At 69.3% G+C, this 25659-nt stretch carries 23 protein-coding genes and 1 pseudogene; 16 read left to right on the plus strand and 8 right to left on the minus strand.

Features of this window, described 5'->3' with window-relative positions; translation table 11 throughout:
* A pseudogene (locus RWO82_RS06860) lies at positions 1-374 on the minus strand (hypothetical protein); the annotation flags it as partial.
* A gap of 253 nt (positions 375-627) precedes the next feature.
* On the opposite strand from RWO82_RS06860, the gene RWO82_RS06865 reads away from it, so the two are divergent.
* The 4 genes from RWO82_RS06865 to RWO82_RS06880 all read left to right on the plus strand — a co-directional run bounded on the left by RWO82_RS06865 (position 628) and on the right by RWO82_RS06880 (position 4340).
* Complete coding sequence (locus RWO82_RS06865) at positions 628-1320, plus strand: NTP transferase domain-containing protein (protein ID WP_314425042.1); 693 nt, start codon at positions 628-630, stop codon at positions 1318-1320.
* 80 nt (positions 1321-1400) lie between these two features.
* Complete coding sequence (locus RWO82_RS06870; protein ID WP_314425044.1) at positions 1401-2402, plus strand: hypothetical protein; 1002 nt, start codon at positions 1401-1403, stop codon at positions 2400-2402.
* A gap of 112 nt (positions 2403-2514) precedes the next feature.
* Entirely contained in the window at positions 2515-4104 is a 1590-nt protein-coding gene (locus tag RWO82_RS06875; RefSeq protein ID WP_399540727.1) for an acyl-CoA carboxylase subunit beta, read from the plus strand.
* Complete coding sequence (locus RWO82_RS06880; protein WP_314425048.1) at positions 4101-4340, plus strand: acyl-CoA carboxylase subunit epsilon; 240 nt, start codon at positions 4101-4103, stop codon at positions 4338-4340. Before RWO82_RS06875 ends, RWO82_RS06880 begins: the two co-directional genes overlap by 4 nt.
* A 205-nt stretch (positions 4341-4545) precedes the next feature.
* On the opposite strand, the gene RWO82_RS06885 is transcribed toward RWO82_RS06880, so the two are convergent.
* From RWO82_RS06885 to RWO82_RS06905, 5 genes are all read right to left on the minus strand, one after another.
* Positions 4546-5745, minus strand: a complete 1200-nt coding sequence (locus RWO82_RS06885; RefSeq protein ID WP_314425050.1) for an ROK family transcriptional regulator — start codon at positions 5743-5745, stop codon at positions 4546-4548.
* A gap of 312 nt (positions 5746-6057) precedes the next feature.
* Positions 6058-7068 (minus strand): hypothetical protein, encoded by a 1011-nt coding sequence (locus tag RWO82_RS06890; RefSeq protein ID WP_314425052.1) that lies wholly within the window; start codon positions 7066-7068, stop codon positions 6058-6060.
* Positions 7065-8300, minus strand: coding sequence for an ATP-binding protein (locus tag RWO82_RS06895; RefSeq protein ID WP_314425054.1), 1236 nt, complete (start codon positions 8298-8300; stop codon positions 7065-7067). The genes RWO82_RS06890 and RWO82_RS06895 overlap by 4 nt, the downstream gene beginning before the upstream one ends.
* Entirely contained in the window at positions 8290-8952 is a 663-nt protein-coding gene (locus RWO82_RS06900) for a response regulator transcription factor (protein WP_314425056.1), read from the minus strand. The genes RWO82_RS06895 and RWO82_RS06900 overlap by 11 nt, the downstream gene beginning before the upstream one ends.
* A gap of 38 nt (positions 8953-8990) precedes the next feature.
* The gene (locus RWO82_RS06905; protein WP_314425058.1) at positions 8991-10220 is read right to left on the minus strand and encodes a TRAM domain-containing protein; all 1230 of its coding nucleotides are present in this window, start codon (positions 10218-10220) and stop codon (positions 8991-8993) included.
* Positions 10221-10243: 23 nt separating this feature from the next.
* Here RWO82_RS06905 and RWO82_RS06910 point away from each other — a divergent pair, with 23 nt between their 5' ends.
* Both RWO82_RS06910 and RWO82_RS06915 read left to right on the plus strand, forming a co-directional pair.
* A complete protein-coding gene (locus RWO82_RS06910) occupies positions 10244-10882 on the plus strand; it encodes a Maf family nucleotide pyrophosphatase (protein WP_314425060.1) in 639 nt (212 codons plus the stop codon).
* 78 nt (positions 10883-10960) lie between these two features.
* Positions 10961-12727, plus strand: a complete 1767-nt coding sequence (locus RWO82_RS06915) for a biotin carboxylase N-terminal domain-containing protein (protein ID WP_314425062.1) — start codon at positions 10961-10963, stop codon at positions 12725-12727.
* 171 nt (positions 12728-12898) lie between these two features.
* On the opposite strand, the gene RWO82_RS06920 is transcribed toward RWO82_RS06915, so the two are convergent.
* On the minus strand, positions 12899-14353 hold the full coding sequence (locus RWO82_RS06920) for an NAD(P)H-quinone dehydrogenase (RefSeq protein WP_314425064.1): 1455 nt from the start codon (positions 14351-14353) through the stop codon (positions 12899-12901).
* A 48-nt stretch (positions 14354-14401) separates the two neighbouring features.
* Here RWO82_RS06920 and RWO82_RS06925 point away from each other — a divergent pair, with 48 nt between their 5' ends.
* From RWO82_RS06925 to RWO82_RS06935, 3 genes are read left to right on the plus strand one after another with little or no spacing between them, the layout of a single operon-like run.
* On the plus strand, positions 14402-15235 hold the full coding sequence (locus tag RWO82_RS06925; RefSeq protein WP_314425066.1) for a purine-nucleoside phosphorylase: 834 nt from the start codon (positions 14402-14404) through the stop codon (positions 15233-15235).
* The gene (locus RWO82_RS06930; RefSeq protein ID WP_314425068.1) at positions 15232-16902 is read left to right on the plus strand and encodes a phospho-sugar mutase; all 1671 of its coding nucleotides are present in this window, start codon (positions 15232-15234) and stop codon (positions 16900-16902) included. The genes RWO82_RS06925 and RWO82_RS06930 overlap by 4 nt, the downstream gene beginning before the upstream one ends.
* A 3-nt stretch (positions 16903-16905) precedes the next feature.
* Positions 16906-17169, plus strand: coding sequence for an HPr family phosphocarrier protein (locus RWO82_RS06935; RefSeq protein ID WP_314425070.1), 264 nt, complete (start codon positions 16906-16908; stop codon positions 17167-17169).
* A gap of 49 nt (positions 17170-17218) precedes the next feature.
* Here RWO82_RS06935 and RWO82_RS06940 read toward each other — a convergent pair whose 3' ends face one another.
* Positions 17219-19141, minus strand: coding sequence for a PRD domain-containing protein (locus RWO82_RS06940; protein ID WP_314425071.1), 1923 nt, complete (start codon positions 19139-19141; stop codon positions 17219-17221).
* Between the two features lie 165 nt (positions 19142-19306).
* Between RWO82_RS06940 and RWO82_RS06945 the strand changes: the two genes are divergently transcribed.
* The 7 genes from RWO82_RS06945 (at position 19307) to RWO82_RS06975 (ending at position 25637) form a co-directional block, all read left to right on the plus strand.
* Positions 19307-19624, plus strand: coding sequence for a hypothetical protein (locus RWO82_RS06945; RefSeq protein ID WP_314425072.1), 318 nt, complete (start codon positions 19307-19309; stop codon positions 19622-19624).
* A complete protein-coding gene (locus tag RWO82_RS06950) occupies positions 19621-19902 on the plus strand; it encodes an HPr family phosphocarrier protein (RefSeq protein WP_314425074.1) in 282 nt (93 codons plus the stop codon). Before RWO82_RS06945 ends, RWO82_RS06950 begins: the two co-directional genes overlap by 4 nt.
* Positions 19899-21584, plus strand: a complete 1686-nt coding sequence (ptsP, locus tag RWO82_RS06955; RefSeq protein WP_314425076.1) for a phosphoenolpyruvate--protein phosphotransferase — start codon at positions 19899-19901, stop codon at positions 21582-21584. Before RWO82_RS06950 ends, ptsP begins: the two co-directional genes overlap by 4 nt.
* Entirely contained in the window at positions 21581-23104 is a 1524-nt protein-coding gene (locus RWO82_RS06960) for a PTS mannitol transporter subunit IICB (protein ID WP_314425077.1), read from the plus strand. Before ptsP ends, RWO82_RS06960 begins: the two co-directional genes overlap by 4 nt.
* Before the next feature lie 67 nt (positions 23105-23171).
* Positions 23172-23603, plus strand: a complete 432-nt coding sequence (locus RWO82_RS06965) for a PTS sugar transporter subunit IIA (protein ID WP_314425079.1) — start codon at positions 23172-23174, stop codon at positions 23601-23603.
* Positions 23603-24760 (plus strand): mannitol-1-phosphate 5-dehydrogenase, encoded by a 1158-nt coding sequence (locus RWO82_RS06970; RefSeq protein WP_314425081.1) that lies wholly within the window; start codon positions 23603-23605, stop codon positions 24758-24760. Before RWO82_RS06965 ends, RWO82_RS06970 begins: the two co-directional genes overlap by 1 nt.
* 127 nt (positions 24761-24887) lie before the next feature.
* The gene (locus RWO82_RS06975) at positions 24888-25637 is read left to right on the plus strand and encodes an alpha/beta hydrolase (protein WP_314425084.1); all 750 of its coding nucleotides are present in this window, start codon (positions 24888-24890) and stop codon (positions 25635-25637) included.
* The last annotated feature ends 22 nt before the right edge of the window (positions 25638-25659 follow it).

The raw sequence follows: 25659 nt of genomic DNA on the forward strand, positions 1-25659 counted from the left end.
TCCGAGGACTCCCCTGCCGTGCGGGTCGACGCGGTCCGCGCTGCTGCGGACGTCGTCCGGCCTGTACGAGCACTCGCAGTGCGCGCGGTGCTCTTCTTCGCAGCGGATGCGCCCTTGACGGCCGCCGTGTTCCGCGCCGCAGCCGTGCGCGCCGCCGAGCCGGTGGACTTCGTGCCCGACGCTGATCCGGCCGGTCTCGTGATGGGCTCGATGACCACCTCGCCCGTGGCAGCCGCCCTGTCGTCAGCGGATCGGGGCGGAGTGCGGTCGCTCGCCGCCTTCTTCGCGGGCGCCTTCCGGGCCGTCGTCTTCTTGGTGGGGTTCGACACGGGGTCGGCCACCTCGTCGGGGCGGTCTTCGGGGGAGGCAGTCACCTTTCTACGGTATCAACGAGGGCTGAGTTTCTTCGGCTCCCCGAAACAATTGGCCGTACGTCGAGTGGCATTTCGGCATTTCGTTCATCGCCCCCTGGACGAATCTGGGCGTTGGGTGTGTACTGGGTCACGAAACGGCAACGGCGCCTCCTGCTCCCGCATGTTCCCAGGCTCGGTCGCTAGCATGACTCTCGGCACGACGAAGTGTCTGATCGGTGAACCGATCGTGAACACAACTTCTTTAGGAGCTCTCGTGACTCTTCAGACCGTCATCCTCGCCGCAGGTATGGGCTCGCGCCTCGGTCGCGCGCTGCCGAAGCCGCTGACCGAGTTGAGCGACGGGCGCACCATCATGCGCCAGCAGCACGACAACATCCGCGCCGCCTTCGGCTCCGATGCCCGCATCACCGCCGTCGTGGGCTACCGCGCCGAGACCATCATCGAGGCGTTCCCCTCGGTCAACTACGTGCACAACGAGCGCTACGACGAGACCAACACCTCGAAGAGCCTGCTCCGCGCACTGGCCGCCACGGGCAAGGGCGGTGTCCTCTGGATGAACGGAGACGTCGTCTTCGACCCGATGATCCTCGGCCGCGCCGCAGCCTACATCGAGCGGGACCAGTCGTTCGTGACCGTCAACACCTCGAAGGTCAGCGACGAAGAGGTGAAGTACACCGTCACTGCTGAGGGCTTCATCAAGGAGCTCTCGAAGACCGTCAAGGGCGGTCTCGGCGAGGCCGTGGGAATCAACTACATCTCCTCCGCGAGCAAGAAGTCGTTCATGCGCCAGCTGCAGCGCGTCGAAGACCAGGACTACTTCGAGCGCGGTCTCGAGCTCGCGATCGCCGAAGACGGACTCCTCCTCGAGCCGATGGACGTGTCCGACCTCTACGCTGTCGAGGTCGACTTCGCCGAAGACCTCGAGCGGGCCAACCTGTTCGTCTGATCAGCTTCCACGAAAGCCCGGTGCCGTCAAGGGCACCGGGCTTTCGGCGTTTTCGCGGTCTGGGTTCCTAGGATCGACCCATGGCCCCCAAGGTGCACAAGATCCACTCCCTCCCCGACGATTCCCCGTGGGACAGAGGGGTCCCTCCCGTGGGGTCGACGGAGCATCCCCTCATGGTCCGCGGCCTCGACCGCGTGCTCGCGATCCAGCGCCCGCTCGTGCTCGCGCACATCCGCAGCATCCGCTTGCGCAACCCGCAGGCGTCTCCCGCCGAGATCATCCGCATCCTCGAGCGGCGCTACCTGGCCGCTGTGACGACGGGCGGTGCCGCAGTCGGTGCGACAGCGGTCGTCCCCGGAATCGGCACGGGGATCACCCTCGCACTCTCCGGGGTCGAGACAGTCGGCTTCGTGGAGTCCACGGCGCTGTTCGCCCAGTCCGTGGCCGAGGTGCACGGCATCGCCATCGCCAACCCCGACCGTGCCCGGGCGCTCGTGATGACGCTGATGCTCGGCAAAGAGGGAGTGGCCCTCGTCGGACAGCTCGCGGGCGAAGCCACCGGCCGCGGCGGATCGAGATCGTCCTACTGGGGCGAGATGGTGACGAAGTCGCTCCCTCGGGCAGCGGTCGGTCCGCTGGTCGACCGCCTGAAGAGCATGTTCGTGAGGCAGTTCGCCGCGACCGGCGGGGCGTCCTTCATCGGCAAGGCTCTCCCCTTCGGCGTCGGAGCGGCGGTCGGCGGCGCGGGCAACCACATCCTCGGTCGGCGCGTGCTGACCACCTCGCACCATGCATTCGGCGCTGCGCCCATGGATCTGCCGCCCGAGCTCGAGCCGGTGGAGGGGGCCGAGCGGATCGAGTCGAGGATGCTCCATGGCGCGCAGTACGTCGGAGGCGCGGTCGCCGGGGCAGCCGGCACCGTCGTCAGAGGGGTCGGCTGGGCGGGGCGCAGGATCGCTGCGGTCGGACCTCGCCGCGCCAAGGGCACGCCGGAGATCGAATCACCCGGCGGCCACGGCTTCCCGAGCGACGCGAGCTCGACGCAGTCCGGCGCCACCGACCGCCCTCGCGCTGCGGAGTGACGCCCCCCTCCGTGAGGGGTGCCGCGAGCACACCACACTCGCCAAAGGAATCCGCGACCCGTTGTGGTGAGCATCCAACGGCACGGGCTGAGCCGACGATAGGGTGGAATCCGTGACGGACAAGCCCGAACTCTCGACCACCGCCGGCAGAATCGCAGACCTCCGCGCTCGCTACAACGAAGCCGTTGTCGACGCGGAGAAGGTTGCGCACCAGAAGCAGCATGCGAAGGGCAAGATGACCGCCCGCGAGCGCATCGAGCTGCTCGTCGATCCCGGGAGCTTCGTCGAGTTCGACGAGTACGTGCGTCATCGCACCACAGCATTCGGCATGGACCGCAACCGCCCGTACGGCGATTCGGTCGTCACCGGCGTCGGGACGATCAACGGACGCACGGTCGCCGTCTACTCCCAGGACTTCACCACGTTCGGCGGCTCGCTCGGCGAGGTCTCGGGCGACAAGATCATCAAGATCATGGAGTTCGCGCTCACCAACGGGATGCCGATCATCGGCATCCTCGACTCCGGCGGGGCTCGCATCCAGGAGGGCGTCCTGGCGCTCAGCAAGTACGGCGAGATCTTCCGACTGAACACCCGCTCATCCGGAGTCATCCCGCAGATCTCGATCATCATGGGACCCGCCGCAGGCGGTGCCGTGTACGGCCCGGCGCTCACCGATTTCGTCATCATGGTCGACAAGACGAGCCAGATGTTCGTCACCGGACCCGACGTGATCAAGACTGTCACCGGCGAGGACGTCGGCATGGAGGAGCTCGGCGGCGCCCTCACCCACAACACGCGCTCGGGAGTGGCCCACTACCTCGCCGAGGACGAGGACGACGCGCTCGACTACGCGCGCACCCTGCTCAGCTTCCTGCCCGACAACAACATGGCGGAGATCCCGGGATATGAGAGCGGTTTCGAGTGGGAGACCACCGATGCCGACCGTTCCCTCAACACGATCATCCCCGACTCGCCGAACCAGCCGTACGACATCCACACCGTGATCCAGCACGTCGTCGACGCGGGAGACTTCATCGAGGTGCAGCCGCTGTTCGCTCCGAACATCGTGATCGGATTCGGCCGCGTCGAAGGACGCTCGGTGGGCATCATCGCCAACCAGCCCTCGCAGATGGCGGGCACGCTCAACATCGAGGCCGGCGAGAAGGCCAGTCGGTTCGTGCGCTTCTGCGACGCGTTCTCGATCCCGATCGTCACGCTGGTGGACGTCCCCGGGTACCTCCCCGGAACGGACCAGGAGTGGACGGGCGTCATCCGCCGCGGCGCGAAGCTCATCTACGCCTACGCCGAAGCCACCGTGCCCATGGTCACCGTGATCCTGCGCAAGGCATACGGCGGCGCCTACATCGTCATGGGCTCCAAGCAGCTCGGGGCCGACGTGAACCTCGCGTGGCCCACCGCCGAGATCGCTGTGATGGGCGGCCAGGGTGCCGTGAACATCCTCTATCGCAACGAGATCAAGAAGGCGGAGGAAGCCGGTGAAGACGTCGCGGCGGTGCGAACGCGCCTCGCGAACGAGTACACCTACAGCGTGACCTCTCCCTTCCTCGCCGCCGAACGCGGAGAGATCGACGGCATCATCGAGCCGGCCAACACGCGCGTCTCGATCGCGAAGGCGCTTCGCGCACTGCGGGGCAAGCGTGCCGAGCTTCCGCCCAAGAAGCACGGGAACATCCCGCTGTGACCGAGCAGCCGAACCCGCGGTCGTCGGCGGAGCACCCGCCGACGATCGAGATCACTCGCGGCAACGCGTCCGACGAGGAGCTCGCGGCACTCATCGCCGTCGTCAGCCACGCCTACGCGCAGGAGAGCGCGAACGCCGTGGCCGAGGACCCGGTGGTGTCGGCATGGACGCGTACGCAACGGCCGATGCGGACACCGCTGCGTCGGGACATCCCCTGGGGTCGCTTCTCGGGCTGACGCACCGCGGCGCAGCAGCCGGCACGAAGGTCTGCAGGACCCTTCGACCCCCCGGTTCCGGGCCCCGCAGACGACTTCGCCATGGATGCGAGAGAGACGTGCTCGCATCCCCCCAGTCGCGCGTCCCCCGGTCGATCGTACATCGATTGGAGATATTCGTCCTCCCGATTCCGATATACCGGGCGCGAGGACGTCGATGCGGGTCTCACCGTTCCAGGTAGAGATCCGACGCGCGGGGGGTGAGGGCGAGATCCAGCACGACGCATGCGGCACCGACGGCACCGACATCGTCACCGATGACGGTCCCCGAGACCGGGATCTCATGCACCTCACGAGTGGCGCTCCGCCGCCGGAGCTCGCCGGGGATCTCGCGAAGATAGATGCCGGAGACCCGATCCCAGAAAGGGCCGCCGAGCACGACACGGTCGACGTCGAGCACGTCGGTGAGCACCGAGATCAGCACCGCCAGCGCATGCGCCGCCTGCTCGATCACCTCCACCGCCGGTGCCTCGCCCGCTTCCGCTCGTTCGGAGAGCTGCGTGAAGCGCTCTTCGACGGCATGCATGTCGCTGGCCCGACGGTCGCCGTCCAGTATCCCCCTGCGTTCTGCGCGCTCGACGATGGCCTGCGGGGTGCACACGACCTCGACGCACCCTCGAGACCCGCATGCGCACGGGGGCCCGTCGGGATCGACCATGATGTGCCCGACTTCGCCGAAGTTGTGCGAGCTCCCTCTGACCGCGTCGCCCTCACGCACCAGTGACGTGCCGATCCCCGTGCCGAGATACACGAAGAGGAAGGAATCGTCGACGGCACCGCTGCCCGTCCACGTCTCTCCGACCGCTGCAGCGGTCGTGTCCTTCTCCACCGCGACCGGAAGCCCCGTCGCCTCTGCCAGGACCGCACGCAACGGCACCCTGTTCCACCCGTCGAGCTTCGGCGGATCGATCACGGTGCCCCGCTCCGCGTCGAGCGGACCCGGCGCGGCGACCCCTATGCCGGCCACCCGCGCGCGGTCGATCCCCGCCTCGGCGATCAGCTCGTCGATCGCGCCGGCCATCATTCCGATCACTGCGCGGGGATCCCGGTCGTCCGGGCGCACTGCTCGGCGCCGGAGGACCGTGCCCGCGATGTCGAGCAGCACGACCGTGATGACGGCGGGGTCGAGGTGCACCCCCACTGCGACGCGGCTCTCGGCGACGAGCCTGAGTGTGACGCGCGGCTTGCCGGGACCGTTGATCGTGCGGCCCGCTTCGGCGATGACGCCGTCGTCCAGCAGTCGGCGCGTGATGTTGGTGACGGTCTGCGCCGAGAGGCCGGTCGCCTCGACGAGTTCGATCCTGCTGAGCCCCTCGACCGACCGTCGGATCGCCTCGAGGATCACCGACTGGTTGAAATCGCCCATCCGGGGAAGATTTGTTCCTCGACGCATTCCCATGCCTCATCATCTCGCATATCCGGGTGATCCTTGTCCCCCAAAATACCTACAGACAGACGTGTTGACGAGGGCCGAGACTGAAGGGGACGCTTCGCGTTCGGCTGATCTCTCCGTCCCAGGGTAGACAGACGCAGATCAGCCACAGGCGGACGGTTTTCGGGTAACTGTTCCGCATGGCGAGGGGCTGGCGGCATCGCCGCCCCTCGCCCATTCTGACTGACCTCGACTCCGATCCCCTCCCCCGGTCGGAGCCGAGGACAGAGGGCGAACGGCCTGCTGTCAGCGGATGCGGGATTCCCGCGGGATCTCGTGCCAGACATCCACCGCGTCGTCGTCGCTCGTCCCGCCCGCGCGTGCACGGCCGACGATGGTGACGGCCGTCTGCGGATCGCTCGCCGCACGGATGATCCACCGCTCGGCCTCGGCGCTGCGCAGCACCTCGGCGAGCTCGTCGCGGATCTCCTCTCGCCGAGTGTCGTCGACATCGCCGAGCCCACCCTCGTCGAACACCGTCACGACCGCCCCGCGCCGGCGCGCGTCGGCTATCGCGTCCCGCACCGCGTCGTTCAGCAGATCGGCCCCACGGAGTTCGTCGCGCAGGCGGCCCTCGGCCAGCCGCGCCTCCAGCCGTTCGTCGGCGTCGAGTGCGCCGCCCGTGGCCACCGCGCGGCTCAGCACCGGCCCCGCCACCGCCAGAGCGAACTGGGTGCGCATCCGGCGTTCCCGTTGACGCACCTGCTGCGTGGCATGCCATGCCGAGACGGCCTGCTGGATGCCCGCGAGTCGTTCCGTGTCGCGCACCGCGCGATCCCAGAACATGACGAGAAGGTGTGCGACAGCGGCCCACATCACCGAGCCGACGAGACCCAGCGAGAGTGCGTGGCCGACACCGAGATAGATCGAGGACTCGACGGCGAGCAGCACGACGATCGCCCATCCGATGACGAACCTCCGCCGGACGATGCACACCACCGCCAGGACGCCGAGCGCACCGACGTACCACGTCGCGAACGGCGCGCGCAGCCGCAGGGGATCGAGCGAGAGCGTCACGAGCACCGGAATGATCGCGGCCGAGACGAGCGCGAGGACCGCAGCCCACAGAGGCATGCGCACGACGATCGCCGAATCCCAGAGGATCGCGATGTTCACGACCACGAGATAGAGAGCGATCGCGGCGACCATGAGCAGCGGGCCCGTGGGCTGTTCGATCCACCAGATCCCGCGCGCTGCGAAGTACATCGCGAAGCCCACCGCGAGCGAGGTGGCGACGCTGCGCACGGTTCTGTTCATGCGCGCACCCACCCGAGCGAGACCGTGGTCCCCGACGCATTCGAGTCGATCTCCGCCGTGCCGGCCACACCGGCCATGCGGGCGAGGATGGACGCACGGATGCCGAGGCGGTCCTGGCCGATCGCTGCGAGGTCGAAGCCTGCTCCCGCGTCGGAGATCGTCACGCTGATCCCCTCATCGCCCCGTCCCTCCACGATGATGTGCAGCCCGCGTCCATGCGCGTGCGTCACCGCGTTGCCGAGTGCCTGTCGCGCGGCGAGCACGAGCGCCCGCGCCACGCGCCCGGGGATGAGGCCGGCCCCTCCCCGCTCTTCGACGATCGCATCGGCTCCGAGCTCGGAGAGCGCTCGGCGGAGCTCGACCACGATCTGCGCCGCGGAGACGGGCTCGTCGCTGCCTTCCTGCGCGACTGCCGCCTCGGTGTTCGCCAGCCGGGTCAGCGCTTCACGCGCCATGCCGACCGCGAGCTCCCTAGCGCGCTCGCCTTCGGCTCGTTCCGCGGCGATGAGCGCCGCGAGCACGCTGTCGTGCATGAGCGCCGACATCGCGATGCGCTCCTCCTCGGCGGCGGCTGCGGCGGCTGCCGCCGCGTACGAGGACACCGCCTGGGCTCGCGCCTCGTCGACACCCGCGGCGACCGATCGGAACATCCACCCCAGCGAGACGATGACGATGCCGAGGATCAAGGTGAACGAGACGTCGAACGCGGTGGTCACCCAGAACTCCGGAGAGAACTCCCCTTCGACGAGTCTCACGTAGCCGTAGACGAACGGCAGACCGACCGCCCAGGTGAACTGCAGCCAGAGCGGAAAGGCGAGCATCGCTGCGACGACGCCGACGTTGACCAGGAAGAAGATCCACGGCTGCTCGGACGCTGCCCCGTCGCCCACGCCCACGATGGTCGGCCATGCTCCGAGCGCCAGCACGTAGGCCACCGCGAAGACACCGGATGCCGTGCGCACCCCGCGGCCCACCACGCAGGCGACCAGCATCGCGGCGAGCGGCACCGAGACAGCGAGCAGCATCGCGATGCGCGGTGACTCGTCCCACGACATGCCGGCGACCGCCGCGATGAACGCCTGCACGCCGAGGACCGACGAACCGACCGCGACGACCGTCGCGAGGATCCGCTCCATCCGCTTCCCGGTGAAGCGCTCGAACTCCGTCTCCACGCTGCCCGGAGAAGGTATCGTGCTCCAGGCCCCGCGGATGCTGAGCTGGTCAGTGGGCACTCGGCGCCCCGTCTGCGGCGACGATGCCGTCCTCCATCGCACGGCGGAGCAGATCGACCTTGGTGGGTGCCGGCCGGCCGACGTCGACGTACTTGACGCGGATCCGAGTGATGTTCTCCTTCGCCGTCGAATACGCGACGCCCAGCCGTTCCGCCACGGCCTTCAGCGGCAGCCCTGTGGCATACAGTCGCAGCACTTCTCGTTCCCGCACCGAGAGCTGAGCATCTGCGAAGTCGCGGTCGCCGTCGACCGCGCTCGCCCATTCGACGTTGTTGAGCGCCTCTCCCTGCGCGACGGTGCGGATCGCGTCGAGCACGTCGTCGAGTGCCGACGACTTGCTCACGACGCCCGCTGCACCCGCGGCGAGCGCCTCACGCACTGCCGCCGGCCGGTCGGCGACGCTGTGGATCACGACGCTCGCCCCGTCCGTCACGAGGGACGCGACGTTCTCCGTGACGGTCGTGCCGTCGCCCAGAGTCAGATCGAGCACGACCACATCGGCGGACGGCGAGGCTGTGGCGATGCGCCATTCGAGATACGAGAGGACGGTACTGCCCGAGAACACCACCGACTGCTCGCCGTCGCGAGCGCACGCCGCCTCGAGACCGAGGCGAACGGATTCGTGATCGTCGATCAGTGCGACCCTGCTCATCCACCCAGCCTAGTGATTCGCACGAGCGTCGATCCTCGTCACCGCGTGAGCAGCGCGACGACCTCGAAATGATGCGAGTGCGGGAAGAGGTCGAAGCCGCGGAGCGTCCCCGCCTTCCACCCGTGCTCACGGAAGAAGCCGAGGTCGCGCGCGAGTGCCACGGGGTCGCAGGCGACGTAGGCGATCGCCTCGGGTGCGAGCGCGTCGAGCGCGTCGACCACCGCACGTCCGGCACCCGATCTGGGCGGATCCAGGACCACCGCTCCCGCTCTCGTGCCCGCCGGGACCCCCGCCAGGTAGCGGTCCACGCGCGCCGTGGCGGCGGTGACGTCGAGCGGAGCGAGGTTCTGCCGGGCGTGAGCGGTCGCACGTCGGCTCGACTCCACCGTCACGATGTCGGTACCGCCGAGATCGGCGAGCGATGCCGCGAACAGCCCCACTCCTCCGTACAGGTCGAAGTGCGTCTTGTCGGGGTCGACATGCCCGTCGAGGATGCCGTAGACCGCGCCGTCGAGCACGGATGCGGCGCGCGGATGCACCTGCCAGAAACCGCCGGCGTCGACCTGGAAGCGTCGATCACCCACCTGCTCGTAGACCACCTCGGGTGCAGGACGTCGGCCGTGTCCGCGCGCGGGGCGCTCGTCGAGTCGCTCGCGCCGGATGATCCGCACCTGGCCGTCTCCGGGTTCGATCAGGTCCACGCTGCCTGCCGCACCGCCCGCGAGGTCGAGGGCGGCCTGCGCGATCGCCGGACGCGCCAGCGGGTGCGAGCCGACGGGGATCACGCGGTGACTGCGCGCGGCGTAGGGGCCGACCTGCCCGTGATCGTCGACGTGCAGCGTCACCCTCGTGCGCCAGCCGGTACCGTCGGTCGAGTCGACCGCCTCGATCTCGGGGGCGTCGATCCCGGAGCCGGCGAACCTGTCGAGCGCCTCCGACAGGACCTGCCGCTTCAGCACGCGCTGGTGGTCGAGGTCGATGTGACCGAGATCGGCGCCGCCGGGGCGCTGCTCCGGCGCCCGCGACACATCGGCCTCGGCCCAGATGTGCGGACGGCGGTGCGGCGAGGCCTCGAGGACCTCGACGGTCTCGGCCCGCCAGAAGCTCTTCGACTCCCCCGTCGAGTCCGCGCTCACTCGCGCACGCACGCGCTCGCCGGGGATCGCGTCGGAGACGAACACGACGCGTCCCTCGTGTCGGGCGATGAAGGTGCCGCCGTGCGCGATGCCGGTGATGTCCAGATCGAGCAGGGCTGGGGAAGAGGTCATCCTTCGAGGATACGGTGGTCACCATGCGCGTATGCCTCGCCTCGACCTCCCCCGCCCGCCTGGTGCTGCTCCGGCAGGCCGGGATAGAGCCGCTCACGGTGTCGCCCGACGTCGATGAGGATGCCGTGGCAGCCGCCGCTGAGGCCGAGCGCGGCGCCGAGCTCGCCCCCGCTGAACTCGTGCTGCTGCTCGCCAGGGCCAAGGCGGCCGCGGTCGCTCGGACCCTCGAGGCCGCGGGCGACTTCGACGGCATCGTGATCGGCGGCGACTCGATGTTCGCTCTGGCGGGGCGCGTGTACGGCAAGCCCTACACGCCGGAGGAGGCCACGCGTCGCTGGGTCGAGATGCGCGGGGCGACCGGCATCCTGCATTCGGGCCATTCGGTCTTCCGCGTCTCACCGGGCGAGCCTCTCACCGAGGTCACGGCCACCGCCGAGGCATCGGTCACGTTCGCCGACGACATCACGGACGCCGAGATCGCCGCCTACGTCGCGTCGGGCGAGCCGCTGCACGTCGCGGGCGCCTTCACGGTCGACAGCCTGGGTGCGGCCTTCATCACCCGCGTCGAGGGTGACCCCTCGACCGTCGTGGGCATGTCGCTGTCGACCGTGCGTCGTCTCGCCGCGGAACTCGGCGTCGAATGGACAGCCCTCTGGTCGTAGGGTCTCATCGACGTTTCTCCCACTTTCTTGTGGAGAGTCGTCAAATGGATTGCGGGCCTTCTCGCTAGGCTGGCAAGCATGCCTGATATCGCCAAGGTGCTCATCGCCAACCGCGGCGAGATCGCCGTACGCATCATCCGTGCCGCTCGCGACTCGGGGATCGCCTCGGTCGCCGTGTACGCCGACCAGGATCGCGACGCTCTGCACACCCGTCTCGCCGACGAGGCGTTCTCCCTCGACGGCTCGACCAGCGCCGAGACCTACCTGCAGATCGAGAAGATCCTCTCGATCGCCCGTCGCGCCGGCGCAGACGCCGTGCACCCGGGCTACGGCTTCCTCGCCGAGAACGCAGACTTCGCCCGAGCCGTGATCGGCGCAGGCATGACCTGGATCGGTCCCTCCCCCGACGCCATCGAGGCGCTCGGAGACAAGGTCACCGCGCGCCACGTCGCCGAGAAGGTGGGCGCACCTCTCGCACCCGGCACCCCCGGGCCGGTCGCGGGCGCCGACGAGGTCGTCGCCTTCGCGAAGGAGTTCGGTCTGCCGATCGCCATCAAGGCCGCATACGGCGGCGGAGGGCGCGGTCTCAAGGTCGCTCGCGAACTCGACGAGGTCGCCGAGCTGTTCGAGTCCGCGACCCGCGAGGCCGTCGCGGCCTTCGGACGCGGCGAGTGCTTCGTCGAGAAGTACCTCGACAAGCCGCGCCACGTCGAGACCCAGTGCCTGGCGGATGCCGAGGGCAATGTCGTCGTGATCTCGACGCGCGACTGCTCGCTGCAGCGTCGACACCAGAAGCTCGTCGAGGAGGCCCCTGCGCCGTTCCTGACCGAAGAGCAGAACTATCTGCTCTACTCGGCCTCCAAGGCCATCCTCAAGGAGGTCGGCTACGTCGGCGCCGGCACCTGCGAGTTCCTCATCGGCGCCGACGGCACCGTGTCGTTCCTCGAGGTCAACACCCGCCTGCAGGTCGAGCACCCGGTGTCCGAGGAGGTCACCGGCATCGACCTCGTGCGCGAGCAGTTCCGCATCGCCGCCGGCGGCACGATCGACTACGACGACCCGAAGCCGACCGGCCACTCGTTCGAGTTCCGCATCAACGGCGAAGACCCGGGTCGCGGGTTCCTGCCGCAGCCCGGCCCCATCCATGTCTTCAAGACGTTCGGCGGCCCCGGCATCCGTCTCGACTCGGGCGTCACCGCCGGCGACTCGGTCTCGGGCGCGTTCGATTCACTGCTCGCGAAGATCATCGTCACGGGCAAGGACCGGGCCGAGGCTCTCGAGCGCTCGCGCCGCGCCCTCGAGGAGTTCGAGGTCGCAGGTCTCCCGACGGTGCTGCCCTTCCACCGCAAGGTCGTGAACGACCCCGCGTTCACCGCGGAGAACGGCGAGTTCGGCGTCTTCACCCGCTGGATCGAGACCGAATTCGTCAACGACATCCCCGCGTGGGACGGCGAACTCGAAGCGCCCTCCCCTGCGGAGAACCGTCACACCGTGGTCGTCGAGGTCGCTGGCAAGCGTCTCGAGGTCAGCCTCCCCGATCGCGTGGCCGTCGCTTCCGGCGCCGTCGGCCGACCTGCCGCCGTGCCGCCGTCGCGCCGCAGCCACGCCACGTCGGTCAGCGCCGGCGCGTCGGGAGACGCCGTCAAGTCGCCGATGCAGGCCACGGTGGTCAAGGTCGCGGTCGAGGAAGGGCAGCAGGTCGTCAAGGGCGACCTCGTCGTGGTCCTCGAGGCCATGAAGATGGAGCAGCCGCTGCAGGCGCACAAGGACGGGACGATCGGCAACATCGGCGCGGTCGCCGGCACCACGGTCTCGGCCGGGCACCAGCTGCTCACGATCAGCTGACCGCACGCATCACGACGAAGGCCCCCACCCCGGAGGTGGGGGCCTTCGTCATTCCCTCAGTCCGGACGGCGTGCGGGCAGCTGCCGCGAGAGCGGTCGGGCGGAACAGGGAGAGCACCGCGCCAGACCACAGCAGTCCTGTGCCCTCCCTGGGACGACGGGCCGCAGAGAGCTATGAGATCTTCGCGTTGACGAGGTGCATCGCCCGGCTCGCGTCGGTGATGCTGCTCGACAGCGACGGGTACGCGGCGAACACGCGGGAGACCTGGTCGACGGTGAGACGCCGCTCGACTGCGACGGCGATCGGGTAGATGAGCTCGGATGCCTTCGGCCCGACGATCACGCCGCCGATCACGGTGCCGGAGCCCTTGCGGGCGATGAGCTTCACGAAGCCGTCCTTGATGCCCATCATCTTCGCCCGCGGGTTGGCGGCGAGCGGCAGCTTGTAGACGAGCCCGTCGGCGACGCCGTCCTCGACATCCTTCTCGGAGTATCCGACCGTCGCGATCTCGGGCGCGGTGAAGATGTTCGACGTGATCTTGATCAGTTCGAGCGGGATCACGATGTCGCCCAGCGCATGGAAGACGGCCGTGCGGCCCTGCATCGACGCGACGGATGCCAGCGGGAAGAAGTTCGTGCAGTCGCCGACGGCGTAGACGTTGGGAACCGAGGTGCGAGCCACGCGGTTGACGCGGACGTGTCCGCTCTCGTCGAGCTCGACGCCTGCCTCCTCGAGGCCGATGCCCGCCGTGTTGGGGATCGATCCGACGGCCATGAGGCAGTGGCTGCCGTCGACCGTGCGGCCGTCCGACAGCGTCGCCGTCACGCCGTCCTTCGTGACCTCGACCTTCTCGGCGCGGGCCTTCGAGAGCACAGTCATGCCACCGCGCGTGAAGACCTTCTCGAGCACGCGCGCGGCATCCTGGTCCTCACCCGGCAGCACCTGGTCGCGGCTGGACACGAGCGTGACCTTGGCACCGAGGTTCATGTAGGCCGAGGCGAACTCGGCACCGGTCACACCCGACCCGACGACGATGAGGTGCTCGGGAAGAGCCTTCATGTCGTACAGCTGCGTCCAGGTGAGGATGCGCTTGCCGTCGGGCTTCGCCGAGTCGAGCTCGCGCGGCGAGGCGCCGACGGCGACGATGATGGTGTCGGCCTCGATGCGGTCGAAGTCCGTGCCGCCGTGACCGGTCGAGACGATGATCGCGTTCGGCCCCTCGAGGCGCCCGTGGCCGGACAGGATGCGCACTCCGGCTTCGAGCAGCGCGGACCGCATGTCCTCGGACTGCTGTCCGGCGAGGGCGATGAGGCGCTTGTTGACGGCGGCGAGGTTGATCGCGATCTCGGGCTTCAGCGGCTTGCCGTGCTCGCCCTTCGCGTAGAACTGCACGCCCAGGTCGGATGCCTCCGAGATCGCGATCGCGGCATCCGCCGTCGCGATCAGGCTCTTCGAGGGAACGACGTCGGTGAGAACCGCGGCCCCGCCGACGCCGACGCGCTCGACCAGGGTCACCTCCGCTCCGAGCTGGGCGGCGGCGAGTGCCGCCTCGTAGCCGCCGGGACCGCCGCCGAGCACGGCGACGCGCTGAGTGCGCTCAAAGGGGGTGGAAGACATAGTTTCCATTCTCTCGCAATCCTGGCTCCCGAGCCTGCACCTTCCTAGAGTGGATCCATGTCCGAAACACAGACCAACCCCCTCGACGATCCCACCGCGAACCCGTTCGAGGTCGCCTCCGCAGCCGCCGCAGACATCGCGCGGCTCACCGGAGTCGAGAAGCACGACATCGCACTCACCCTCGGCAGCGGCTGGGGCAAGGCGGCCGACATCATCGGCGAGACCACGGCGACCATCCCCGCCACCGAGGTGACCGGCTTCTCGAAGCCGGCACTCGACGGCCACGTCGGGACTCTGCGCAGCATCCGCACTCCCGACGGCAAGAACGTGCTCGTCATCGGCGCGCGCACGCACTACTACGAAGGTCACGGCGTGCGTCGCGTCGTGCATTCGGTCCGCACGGCTGCGGCCACCGGCGCGAAGATCATGGTCCTCACGAACGGTGCAGGCGGAGTCCGCGAGACCTGGACCCCCGGCCAGCCCGTGCTGATCAGCGACCACATCAACCTCACGGCGGATTCGCCCCTCGAGGGGGCCACGTTCATCGACCTCACCGACCTGTACTCCCGGCGACTGCGTGACATCGCCCGCAGCGTCGACCCGACGCTCGACGAGGGCGTGTACACGCAGTTCCGCGGCCCGCACTACGAGACGCCCGCCGAAGTGCAGATGGCGAAGCACATCGGCGGCCACATCGTCGGCATGTCGACGGCGCTCGAAGCGATCGCCGCCCGTGAGGCGGGCATGGAGATCCTGGGCTTCTCGCTCATCACGAACCTCGCTGCCGGCATCCAGCAGACGCCGCTCAGCCATGCCGAGGTGATCGAGGCAGGGCGTGAGGCCGAGCCCGTGATCTCGGCCCTGCTGGCCCGCGTGGTGGAGGCGCTGTGAGCGAGGAGCGCCTGGCCCAGGCGCGCGCCTGGATGCGGCAGGACCCCGATCACGAGACCCGCGACGAGCTCGGCGGCATCGTCACTCGCGCCGCCGCAGGAGACGAGAGCGCGATGGCGGATCTCGACGACCGGTTCGGCACCAGGCTCGCGTTCGGCACGGCGGGTCTGCGCGGAGCGATCGGCGCCGGGAGCAACCGGATGAACCGCGTGCTCGTCGCCCAGGCGGCCGCAGGTTTCGCGGCGTACCTGCGCGAACGCGCGGCGGGTGCGACGCCCACCGTGGTCATCGGATTCGACGGTCGTCGCAATTCGCGCGTCTTCGCGACCGACTCGGCGGAGCTGTTCGCGGGGGCCGGGCTCCGGGCGATCCTTCTGCCGCGTCTGCTGCCCACGCCCGTGCTCGCCTTCGCCGTGCGACACCTCGGGGCGGATGCGGGCGTCATGGTCACGGCCTCGCACAACCCGCCGAACGACAACGGCTACAAGGTGTATCTCGGCGGCGCCGACCAGGGCGCACAGATCGTGGCACCGGCGGATGCGCAGATCGCCGCCCACATCCAGCGCGTGGCCGACGCAGCCGACGTCTCCGCTCTCCCCCGCTCGACCGCCTATGAGATCGCGGGCGAGGACGTGGTCGACGCGTACGTCGCCGCCACCGCCGCGGTGGCACCCGCCCCGGCGTCGGCCTCGGGTCTGCGCTGGGTCTACACGGCCATGCACGGCGTGGGATGGGAGACCCTGTCGAAGATCGTGGCGGCTGCCGGCTACCCGCAGCCCATGGTGGTCGGCGAGCAGTTGACGCCCGACGCCACGTTCCGCACCGTGGCGTTCCCCAACCCCGAGGAGCCGGGAGCGATGGATCTCGCGTTCGCGCGCGGCCGCCGCGTGCAGGCGGACTTCATCATCGCCAACGACCCCGACGCCGACCGCCTCGCGGTGGCCGTTCCCGACGCCACGTCGGCGAGCGGATGGCGACGCCTCACGGGGAACGAGGTCGGTCTGCTCCTCGGCGCCCGTGCCGCGAGAGCCGCAGAAGGCCGCGGCGACGCGTCGCTCGCCTGCTCCCTCGTGTCCTCACCCGGACTCGGAGAGATCGCCGCGCATCACGGACTCGGCTTCCACGAGACGCTGACCGGGTTCAAGTGGATCTCCCGGGCTCCCGGCATCGTCTACGGGTTCGAGGAGGCGCTCGGCTATCTCGTGAACCCCGAGACCGTGCGCGACAAGGACGGGATCTCGGCCGCCGTGGCGGTGCTGGGACTCGCCGCCGAGGCCCACGAGCGCGGGTCGTCGCTGGCGGAGTCGATCGCCGAGCTGGGTGAGACCTACGGCCACTTCGCGAGCGGTCAGGTGTCGATCCGCGTCGACGACCTCTCGATGATCGGGCGCGTGATGCTGTCGCTGCGCACCCTGCCGCCCGCCCGGTTCGACGCCCATCCGGTCGCCTCGGCCGAGGATCTGCTGCAGTCGACCGACGGCGCACCCTCTGGCGACGTGCTCCGCTACCGCCTGGACGACGGTTCGCGCATCGTGGTGAGACCGAGTGGCACCGAGCCGAAGCTCAAGGTCTACATCGACGCGAAGGCGGATTCGGCCCAGCGCGCGACGGAGATCGTCGCCGAGCTCGAGACGGCCGTGCGGACCCTGCTGGAAGAGCGCTCTTAGAGCATGCCGAGAAGACAGGTGGTCATCACGGCTCACAACGGGGTGCATGCGCGTCCCGTCGCAGAGCTCGTGCGGGTGGTGCAGGCGCACCCGCACGCGGTGACCCTGCAGACCTCGACGGGGGCGGTGGTCGACCTGAGCAGCGTTCTCGCGCTCATGGATCTCGGCCTCGCCCCCGGCGACGTCGTCGTGCTCGAGACGCCCGATGCCGCGGGCGCCGAGAGCGTGCTGGAGACTCTCGCGTCGGTGCTGGACCCGCTGCACTGACCAGCCGCATCGACTGCTCCCCGCACGCCGAGGCGGAGGCCGCAGGGCGTCAGCCGTCGATGACCGCCACGAGCTCGTCGAGGAAGGCCTCGAAGGTGGTGCCGCGGCGCACGATGCGCTGCACGCTCTCGCGCTCGCTGAACACCTCGACGAGCTGCTCGAACACCGTCTGGAACGCGGCGCGGTCGCTCTCGCTGAACGCGGCGAGCGCGACCACCTGCACACGCGCCTCGCCCCACGCCGCTGACCCGTCCGCGACTCCGATGGCGATCGCCGTGCGCGTCGCCGTCATCTGCAGCGCGTGCGGCACGGCGAGGGAATCCGTGAACGCGGTGGACGACATGCGCTCGCGGGCGATCGTGTTCTCCACGTAGTCGTCGCCGATGAGTCCGGCGTCGACGAGCAGTCCGCCCAGTCGACGGATGATCGCCTCCTCCCCGTCGTCGGGGAGCGGGTGGATGAAGGCGTCCGGCACGAAGTACCGGGCGAGCTCGGCGCGCAGCCGCGTCAACCGGCGTCCGCGGCGGACGCGCGCCGCGGCCTGCTGGATGCGGTCGACGTCCGCCCCGGTGAGGAAGGGCTGGATGCGCACGAAACGATCGCCGGCGGCGCCGGGCTCGATGGTCGTGAGCACCAGATCGGTCTCGAAGGCTCCCCAGTCGGGATCGACCTCGGTGACGACGCTGGTCACCTCGATCGCCGTGCCGAGCGAGCGGTCGACGCTCGAGCGCAGCAGCTCGTGCAGTTCGTAGTAGCCGGGACAGACGATGGTCGCGGTCAGGATCGACTCGGCCTTGCGGCTGCGCTCGAGGCGTCCGCCCACGTGCATGGCGATGTACGCGATCTCGTCATCGTGGATCGGCGTGCCGAGCCGATCGTGCAGTCCGCTCGCGATCGACACCGCGACCTCGAAGATCATCGGGTAGGACGACTTGAGCGATCGTGTGAGCGGATTGCGGGTGAGCGCGCTCTCCTCGGCACGCCGGAGCAGATTCTGCACGTGCAGAGCCAGACGCAGCACGAAGGTCTCGTCGACGAGATCGACCTCGAAGTCATGCGCCGCACGGGCGAGTTCGGCACGCACGGCCGCTTCGACCTCCGGTGCCACGCCGCTGCGAGCGACCTCGCGGGTCGCGTCCCGCCCCGGGGCCACGATGCGCGTCAGCACGAGGGAGGCGAGGTGGCCGCTGTCGCCCTCGCCGAGTGCGACCGCGAAGTGCTCCTCCGCGAGGCGGGCGATCACCGAGCCCACCCGGGGGATCTCCTCCCGTGCACTGGGCGGCGCCGAGTCGAGTGCGTGACCGGCCGCGACCCGCTCGGCCGCGATCGCGATGTGGAGCAGCACATCGGAGATGGCGAGTTCGTTGACGTAGTAGCCCAGCATCCCGAGCTCACGGACCAGGTCGGATTTGAACGGGGCCACGGAGTCGGCCCCGACCGCGGTGGCGGCGAGAGCGCGGCGGAAGGTCTCGGGCTGGAACGAGGCCGCATCCATCTCATCGTGAGCCAGACGCGAGAGCAGTCGTCGCTGTGCGGCTTCGGTACCCCGTAGACGCACCACCTCGCGGTCTCGTTCGAGGACGAGCTCGGTGCCGTCGAGCAGGCTCCGCACGCGAGAGAGGTCGGACTCGACGGTCGCCTCGCTGACGTGCAGACGATCGGCCATCTCGAAGACGTCTATGCCGCCCGGCACGTCGAGCAGCGTGCGCACGAGCGAATGCAGCCGATCCCGCGGCGCCGACTCCCCCGCCTGCCGTGTGCGCAGCGCGTCGCGGGCACCCGCGCCGACGCGATAGCCGGCCGGACCCGACTCGACGGCGTCCGAGCCGCCGGTGCGGGCGTTGAGGGCCGCGACATAGGAGCGGATGCTGCGCGGAGTCACGCCCAACTGGTCGGCGAGGCTCGCGGCCGTCGCCCACGTGCCCTGACGCAGCAGGATCGCGAGGAGCTGGTCCTGGCGCTGACGCGACATGATCCTCCCCCTGCTTCGTGCCGACCGCTCTGTCCTGGCGTGACTTCCATGATGTCAGCTACGCGGAGCCTTGGCGGCGAAACCGATGTTCCGGAGGGGCGGAAACGATCGTGTTGGCGTGACTCCGCGCCAGTTCCCAGACTGTTCTCAGGAAAGGTGGCATCAATGAGGATCCTCGTGGTGTGCGGCGCGGGCGCGTCGAGCACGTTCGTCGCGCAGCGACTCCGTCGAGCGGCGGCAGACGCCGGTCTCGAGTGGGACGCCTCTGCGGGCATGGAGAATTCGGTCTCCGCGGGCGGTCACGATCTCGTGCTCGTCGGCCCCCACCTGGCCGACCGCGTCGATGCCATCCGCGACGCCGCCGCTGCGCCGGTGGCGCTGCTGCCCGAGGACGTGTTCTCGGACCGCGACGGCGCGCGCACCCTCGCATTCGCGCGGTCGATCCTCATCGACGTCACGACCACCCCGAAAGGAACATCATGACCGTCTCCCGCACCGTCCGCATCGGCTCATCCCACGGCCTGCACGCGCGTCCGGCGAAGCTGTTCGCGCAGGCCGCGAAGGACTCCGGTATCCCCGTGACGATCGCCAAGGACTCGGGCAAGGCGGTCAACGCGGCCAGCATCCTCGGTGTGATCGCGCTCGCTGTCGAGCACGGCGACTACGTCACGCTGTCCGCTGAGGGCGACGGTGCCGACGCGGTGCTCGACACGCTCACCGAGCTCCTCACGACCGACCACGACCAGGACGCCGGAGCATGACCGAACTGCGCGGAGTCGGCATCGGCCTCGGCGTCGCCCAGGGCGTCGTCGTCAGGATGACCGAGGCGCTGCCCGCTCCGGAGAACACCCCCAGCACGCAGGGATCCGATGCGGAACGCAGCAGGGTCCGCGAGGCCATCGCCGCGGTGGCACGGGAGCTGACCGCCCGCGGCGAGAGCGCCGGCGGGTCTGCGCAGGAGGTTCTCGAAGCTCAGGCGATGATCGCCGAAGACCCGACGCTCCAGGACGAGGTCGACGCTCGCATCGATGACGGCGCCACCGCGGAGTGGGCGGTGCACGATGCGTTCGCCGGATTCCGTGCCACTCTCGAGGCCGTCGGCGGCTACCTCGGCGAGCGCGCGGCCGATCTCGACGACATCGCGCAGCGGGTGCTCGCCCGTCTGCGCGGCGTCGATGCTCCGGGGGTCCCCGATCCCGGCCATCCGTTCGTGCTGGTCGCGCGCGATCTCGCCCCGGCCGACACGGCGCTGCTGAACCTCGACCAGGTGCTCGCCCTGGTCACTTTCGACGGAGGACCCACATCGCACACGGCGATCCTCGCCCGTGAGAAGGGCATCGTCGCGATCGTCGGCGCCGCCGCGGCCTCCGAGCTCGCGACCGGCAGCTCTGTGATCGTCGACGCCGCCGCCGGAATCGTCACCGTGGATCCGTCGGATGACGAGAAGACGCGCGCCGAGCAGCGCGCCGCCGCCCGCCGCTCGGCGGACGCCGCACCGCTTACCCCCGGCGCCCTCGCCGACGGCACGCTGATCCCGCTGCTGGCGAATCTGGGGAAGCCCGCAGACGCATCCGATGCCGTCGAACGTGGGGCCGAGGGCGTCGGGCTCTTCCGCACCGAGTTCCTGTTCCTCTCCTCGGCGCAGGCACCCACGGTGCAGCAGCAGCGCGACTCGTATCAGCAGCTCCTGGAGGCGTTCCCCGGTAAGAAGGTGGTCGTGCGCATGCTCGACGCCGGCGCCGACAAGCCGTTGGCGTTCCTGAACGACGCTCACGAGGAGAATCCGGCCCTCGGGCTGCGCGGACTGCGCGCTCTGCGTGCGAGCGAGGACATCCTGCGCGAGCAGCTGACAGCGCTCGCCGAGGCGGATGCCGCCACCGACGCCGAGCTCTGGGTCATGGCACCGATGGTGGCCACGGTCGAGGAGACCGAGTACTTCACCTCGCTCGCTCGCGAATACGGCCTCAAGACGGCCGGAGTCATGGTCGAGGTGCCCGCGAGCGCACTGCTCGCCGACCGCGTGCTCGCGCACGCCGACTTCGCCTCCATCGGCACCAACGACCTCACGCAGTACACGATGGCCGCCGACCGCATGCTCGGCTCCGTCGCGGGATTCCAGGACCCCTGGCACCCCGCCGTACTGAGACTCGTCCGCGAGGTCGGGGCGGCAGGTGCGCGCCTCGGCAAGCCCGTGGGGATCTGCGGCGAGGCTGCTGCAGACCCGATGCTCGCGGTCGTGCTGGTGGGCCTGGGAGCGACGAGCCTCTCGATGGCCCCCTCGGCACTCGCAGACGTGCGGCACACCCTGTCGCAGCACACTCTCGACGAAGCCCGCAACTTCGCCGAACTCGCACTCGCGGCCGACGACGCCGTCGGTGCACGCCTCGCCGTGGCTGACGCCGCGGCAACCATCCCCCCTCACCAGAAAGAGACGACATCATGACGACGACGTCACCCGCCGCCACGAAGGCAGGCGGCCTCCGAACGGGCGTGCAGCGCTTCGGCACGTTCCTCTCGGGCATGATCATGCCCAACATCCCCGCACTGATCGCGTGGGGCATCATCACGGCGTTCTTCATCCCCGTCGGCTGGACGCCGAACGCGCAGCTGGAGACGCTGGTCGGTCCGATCATCCACTACCTGCTGCCGATCATCATCGCGTACACGGGCGGTGTGATCGTCTACAAGACCCGCGGCGGCGTCGTCGCGGCGATCGCGGTCATGGGTGCCATCGCCGGCTCCGACTACCTGATCGCCCAGGTGAACGCCACGCTCCCTGACGACAACCAGCTCGGCCAGATCCACATGTTCATCGGTGCGATGATCATGGCGCCGCTCGCCGCGTACACCATGAAGTGGCTCGACTCCCTGTGGGACGGCAAGATCAAGTCCGGCTTCGAGATGCTGGTGAACATGTTCTCCGCCGGCATCTGGGGCTTCGTCATGGTCGTGATCGGCTTCTACCCGGTCGCGTGGCTGGTCAACGGCCTCATGAACGTGCTGTCGACCGCCGTGAACTGGCTGGTCGAGACGAACCTGCTCCCCCTGACCAGCATCCTCATCGAGCCCGCCAAGGTGTTCTTCCTGAACAACGCGATCAACCACGGCGTGCTCACCCCGCTGGGTACGCAGCAGGCGGCGGAGGACGGCAAGTCGATCCTGTTCCTGCTCGAGGCCAACCCCGGCCCCGGCGTCGGCCTGCTCCTCGCCTTCACCCTGTTCGGCATCGGCGCGGCGCGCGCGTCCGCTCCCGGCGCCGCAGTGATCCAGTTCTTCGGCGGCATCCACGAGGTGTACTTCCCGTTCGCTCTGATGAAGCCCGTGCTGATCGTGGCCCTCATCGCCGGCGGCATGACCGGTGTCACCACCAACATGATCTTCCAGACGGGGCTCATCGCACCGGCCGCGCCAGGCAGCATCATCGCGGTGCTCGGGCAGACCTTCCGAACCGACTACCTGGGAGTCATCCTCTCGGTCGTCCTGTCGGCCGCGGTCACGTTCGTCATCTCGATGCTCATCCTGCGGGCGAGCCGCAAGAAGGATCTCGCGAAGGAGGACGCCTTCGCGGCGGCCGTCGCCCAGACCGAGGCGAACAAGGGCAAGTCGTCCGACGCTCTGAGCGGACTGGCGGCGAAGGCGGGCGCGGCCGGTGTCGCCACCGACCGTCGTATCGAGAACATCGTGTTCGCCTGCGACGCCGGAATGGGCTCGTCGGCCATGGGCGCGAGCGTGCTCCGCAACAAGTTCAAGAAGGCCGGGGTCGAGGGCATCACCGTCACGAACCAGGCGATCGCGAACCTCGACGGCAGCGCCGACCTGGTCATCACGCAGCAGCAGCTGACCGATCGGGCGAAGGCGCAGTCGCCGAACTCCGTGCACGTGTCCGTCGACAACTTCATGAACTCGCCGAAGTACGAAGAGGTCGTCGAGATGGTCCGCGAACAGCGCGGCTCCGACGCGTGACAGACCGGGCGGGGCGGGTGCTGCGGCATCCGCCCCGCCCCCACACTCTCAGAAAGAAGGAATCACCATGAGCGTTCTCACCCTCGACCAGGTCCGCATCCACCCGGGAGGCAGCACGCAGGATGCCGCCCTCCAGGAGGCGACCGACATCCTCGTCGCGGCGGGTGCCGTGACCCCCGCGTATGTCGACGCGATGCGTCAGCGCGAGCAGACGGTGTCGACGTACATGGGCAACGGTCTGGCGATTCCGCACGGCACGAACGATGCCAAGGATGCGATCCTCGGATCCGCGCTGTCGGTCGTGCGGTACGACGGCGGAGTCGACTGGGACGGCGAGCCCGCGACGTTCGTCGTCGGCATCGCCGGTCGGGGCGATGAGCACCTCGAGATCCTCTCGCAGATCGCGATCCTCTTCTCGGACGAGGACGACGTCGCCAAGCTCACCGCCGCGCAGACCCCCGACGAGCTGTACGCGCTGCTCTCGGCGGTGAACGACTGATGAAGGCCGTCCACTTCGGAGCGGGCAACATCGGCCGCGGCTTCGTCGGTCTGCTGCTGCACGAGGGCGGCTACGAGGTCGTCTTCTCCGACGTGGCCGACGCTCTGGTCGACGCGATCAACGCGGTGGATTCGTACACCGTGCACGAAGCGGGTCCCGGGGGGACCGACCACGTCGTCACGGGTTTCCGCGCTGTGAACAGCAAGAACGATCCGGATGCCGTGGCCGAGGAGATCGCCACGGCGGATGTGGTGACCACCGCCGTCGGTCCCACCGTGCTGCGCTTCGTGGCGCCGACGATCGTCGCAGGGCTCGCCCGCCGCTCCGCGGACGCCGCTCCGCTGCAGGTCATGGCCTGCGAGAACGCGATCGGTGCGACGGACACGCTGCGCGCCGAGGTCGAGAAGGCCGCGGGCGCGGATGCGGACGAGCTGCTCTCCCGCGCGGTGTTCGCGAACACGGCCGTGGATCGCATCGTCCCCGGGCAGCCGGCCGACGGTGGTGTCGACGTCACGGTCGAGCCGTATTACGAGTGGGCGATCGAGTCGGAGGCCTTCGGCGGTGCTCTGCCGAGCATCCCCGGGGCCCACTTCGTCGAGGACCTCGCCCCGTACATCGAGCGCAAGCTCTTCACCGTGAACACGGGACATGCCGCCACGGCATACTTCGGTGCGCGCGCGGGAATCGAGCGCATCTCCGACGCGCTCGCCGACCCCGACATCGCGGCCCGCGTCTCCGCCGCCCTGGAGGAGACCTCGGCGGTCCTCGTGGCCGAACACGGACTCGACCCAGCCGACCTCGCCGAGTACCGCGCGACCATCCTCGAGCGCTTCCGCAACCCGGCGCTGGTCGACACAGTGCAGCGTGTGGGACGCCAGCCGCTGCGCAAGATCTCACGGCACGAGCGCTTCATCGGACCGGCCGCGATGGCCGCGGAGCGGGGCCTGCCGGCCGTGGCGCTCGTCGGAGCCGTCGCGGCGGCTCTCGAGTTCGAAGAGCCGGATGACGAGCAGGCCGTCGAGTTGCAGAACCTGCTCCGCAGCGAAGACGCGCTCGCTTTCACATCGCAGACGACCGGCCTCGACCCCGAGCACCCGCTGTTCCCCGCGATCCGCGACGCCGTGGCCTCGCGGCAGACCGCTCTGCGCGGTTCCTGACCGGAGTCCGGAGCCCGAACTCCCGATTCCACGCCCCCTGTCGACGACGTCGACAGGGGGCGTCCTCATGAGTCCGGGCGCCTCGCGCCCGGACTGCTCCGTGCCCTCTGCGACGTAGGCTGGAACCGTGCAGAAGAAGCGTGTCCGGCGGGTCCTGACGTTCCTCGGATGGGGTCTCCTCGCGATCCTCGTGCTCGGGATCGGCGGAGTCGTCGCCTGGAGCCAGATCGGCGTGATGCAGGCCGAACCGGCGGCCCTCGCCACCGTGACGGCGAACGAGGCCATCACGGTGGAAGACGCCGCGCAGGGAATCGTGCTGACGCCCGCCGACGGAGAATCCGACCAGGGGATCGTGTTCGTGCCCGGTGCGAAGGTCGACCCGTGGGCGTACGCTCCGATCCTGCAGAGTCTCGCAGAAGAGGGTGTGACCGTCGTGATCACGCGACCGTGGCTGAATCTCGCCTTCTTCGATCTGCGCGGGCTCGATGCGTTCACCTCCGCGGCTCCCGACGTCGACGATTGGGCGGTCGGCGGGCACTCGCTCGGCGGCGTGCGCGCGTGCCAGCTCGCCGCAGACGCGCAGGCCCTCGTGCTGTTCGGCTCGTACTGCGCGAACGACGTGTCGGACTCCGCCCTCGCGGTGCTCAGCATCTCGGGCAGCGAGGACGGTCTCTCCACGCCCGCCAAGATCGATGCGGCACGCCCTCTGCTGCCTCCGGATGCCGAGATGGTCGAGATCGAGGGAGCATCCCATGCCTCGTTCGGCGACTACGGGCCGCAGGCGGGCGACGGCACTCCGACGATCTCCGACGAGGAGATGCATGCCCGGGTCGACGAGCTGCTCGCATCGTTCTTCGCGGAGCTCCCGCGCGGCTGATCCCCCTCAGCCGAGCCTCCCG

Source organism: uncultured Microbacterium sp. (assembly GCF_963521645.1).
GTDB lineage: Bacteria > Actinomycetota > Actinomycetes > Actinomycetales > Microbacteriaceae > Microbacterium.